3 protein-coding genes are annotated in these 2,983 nt (G+C 36.4%); 2 read left to right on the forward strand and 1 reads right to left on the reverse strand.

Annotated elements, in window-relative coordinates:
* Nucleotides 1–283 (forward strand): integrase core domain-containing protein (locus B3X18_RS07920; RefSeq protein WP_139355027.1); only part of this gene is annotated, 283 nt, incomplete at its 5' end.
* Nucleotides 284–364: 81 nt separating this feature from the next.
* Nucleotides 365–2,320 carry an alkyl/aryl-sulfatase gene (locus B3X18_RS07925; RefSeq protein WP_000693745.1) on the forward strand — a complete coding sequence of 652 codons (1,956 nt, stop codon included), beginning with the start codon at nt 365–367 and terminating at the stop codon, nt 2,318–2,320.
* 357 nt (nt 2,321–2,677) lie between these two features.
* On the opposite strand, the gene B3X18_RS07930 is transcribed toward B3X18_RS07925, so the two are convergent.
* Nucleotides 2,678–2,983: IS30 family transposase (locus B3X18_RS07930; protein WP_107113081.1), on the reverse strand; the 306-nt coding region annotated here is incomplete at its 5' end.

A 2,983-nucleotide genomic window follows, 5' to 3' on the forward strand; every position in this document is an offset into this window, starting at 1 on the left:
ACTTCAAGTTTTACTCTGCCATGTATTGAAATCAAATGACATCCAAATCAGCATGGATGGTAAAGGTCGATGGGTTGATAATGTGATGGTTGAACGATTATGGCGGAGCGTTAAATATGAAGAGGTGTATCTCAAAGCCTACAGCAATGTTTTGGATGCGAAGAAGCAATTAAACGCATATTTTGAATTTTATAATTTGAAACGACCTCATTCGAGTCTGGACAAAATGACTCCAGATGAGTTTTACTATGACCAGCTACCACAACAAAATAAGGTAGCTTAACTAGAGCAGAGTATCACTTATAAATAAGCTTTTAGTTGTTCAAACATGTGGGACCACCTCTATTTAAAAAAAGGAAAGAAGATGAAAATTAAGTTTTTAACAGTTTCATTGATGCTTATTCTGCCATTTTCTGTTTTTGCAGCAAATACTGTAGTAGAAAAAGCGGTCATTGAATCAAATAATACATATAAGGCGAAGTATAACTTAGAGGATATGACTGAGTTTAATCAGGCTCAAAAGGGCTTTATTGCCAAGCCAACAGGTCAAATTAAAAGTGAGAAAGGCAATGTTATCTGGGATTTTGATGCATTTAGTTTTTTACAAGATCAAGCACCAAATACCGTTAATCCCACTCTATGGCGACAAGCAAAATTAAACAACAATGTTGGGCTATTTAAAGTAACAGATCGAGTTTGGCAAATTCGTGGTTTTGATTTGGCAAATATGACCATCATTCAGGGTGATACTGGCTGGATTATTGTGGATACATTAACCTCTAAAGAAACGGCTGAAGCAGCACTTAAATTTGCTAGACAGCATTTAGGTGAGCAAAAAATTTCAGCCATTATCTTTACCCATAGCCATATCGATCATTTTGGTGGTGCATTAGGCGTTCTTTCTAGCGAAGAAATTAACGCTAGAAAAACTCCAATTATTGCGCCAAAAGGCTTTATGGAAGAAGCGACCAGTGAAAATGTGATGGCAGGTTCAGCCATGATACGTCGTGCGACTTATATGTATGGAACTTTTCTACCTAAAAATGCGGAAGGATTGGTGGATACAGGTTTAGGTAAGGCTGTTGCTGTGGGAAAAATGGGCATCCTTGAGCCTACACAACTGATCACTCAACCAGAACAGAAAATGACGGTTGATGGCTTGGATTTTGTGTTTTATAACGTGCCGGGTTCAGAAGCACCAGCAGAATTAACGTTCTCTATCCCATCATTGAAACTTTATAACGGCGCAGAAATTCTATCTCATACCATGCATAATCTTTATACCCTTCGGGGTGCTAAAGTCCGTGATGCCTTAAAATGGGTGGGCTATCTAGACCAAGCAATGCAGCATGCCAAAGCATCCGATGTATTGATTGCACAGCATCATTGGCCTGTCTGGGGCAATGACAATATTCAAGATTTTATTAAAACCCAGCGAGATGTTTATAAGTTCACGCATGATCAGACGGTGAGATATATGAACTCTGGTTTTAATGGCGCTGAAATTGCCGAAAAAATTAAGCTTCCAGCGGCACTTGATCAAAAACTATATGCTCATGGCTATTATGGAACCCTAAAACATAATGTAAAAGCAGTATACCAATATTATATGGGATGGTTCGATGCCCATCCTTCCAATTTAGATCCATTACCCCCTAAAGCTGTTGCAAAAAAATATATTGAGTTAGCAGGTGGGGAGAACAATGCATTGAAAAATGCGCGGGATGCCTACGCTCAAGCTGACTATAGATGGGCTGCCGAGATTTTAAAACATATTGTGTTGAATAACCCTCAAAACCAACAAGCAAAAGACTTATTGGCGAATACTTATCGTCAATTGGGCTATGCTGCTGAGGCTTCAACTTGGCGTAATTTCTTTTTGGTGGGCGCTCAAGAGCTACAAAATAATGTACCCCTACAAAATACTTCTGATCCGAGTGATTTATTGATTCATACACCAACTGAAAGATTTCTTGAAGCTATGGCGACAAATTTAGATGTGGAAAATTTAAAAAATGAAAACCAGTGTATCAATCTGGTTTTGTCGGATACCAAAGAGCATTTTTCATTATGGGTTGAAAACTCAGTCATGCAGTTTAAGCGTTATGATGAAAGTAAAGATTTGGCATTGGATTGCCCTACATTAACCTTAACCAAGCCCTTATATCTAAAAATGATTACAGGTCAAATAGAAGGGGTAAAAGTCCTGCTTTCTAAAGACAGTAAAGTCAAAGGTAATCCACTGAAAATTGGAAAATTCTTTGCAATGTTTAAACGTCCAGATTCAATTTTCCCGATTGTGACTCGACCAAATGGCTAAGCTCAAATAAGTAAAGTCGAAACTTAAATTAATAGATCCAAAGAAATGGGTGAAATTATCAACTTGGTTCTCCCAATCTTATAACAGGAATACAAGAAATTATTTCTTGTATTCCTCTTTAAAATTAAAAGTAAGCTATATGTATTTTAACTCTATTGATACTTTATTAAATGGTTTTTGAATTTTTATACTTTATTTTCGATGGAGATATTTTTATTAGTAGCTTGTTTAAAAAAGATTTGTTTATTTTTCTATTAATTGCTTCTAAATAATAACTTCAATATTTTTGTGGTTAAAAGGCAAGGGGGTATTATGATGTGTTTTTTATTGAAAATAAGCTTTTATATTAGGGCGAATTCAAACATGAGGTGCGACAGTTTGAAAAGTCTTATGATAATCAACAAGCTGAGCAAATTTCTCTAATGGTGTAAGCCAATCTAACGCCTTTCTAGGACGAGTATTCAGTGACATGGCAACTTGATTTAAATAATGCTGATCTGCCTGATTTAAATCAATCCCTTTAGGTAAATATTGCCTAATTAAACCATTCATATTTTCGCATGTGCCTTTTTGCCAAGGTGAATGTGGGTCACAGAAATATACATCTATGCCTAAATCTTCTTCAAGTATTTTATGTTCTGCCATCTCGCGTCCACGGTCATA

The sequence above is a fragment of the Acinetobacter sp. UBA6571 genome, from assembly GCF_002434085.1.
Lineage (GTDB): Bacteria > Pseudomonadota > Gammaproteobacteria > Pseudomonadales > Moraxellaceae > Acinetobacter > Acinetobacter radioresistens.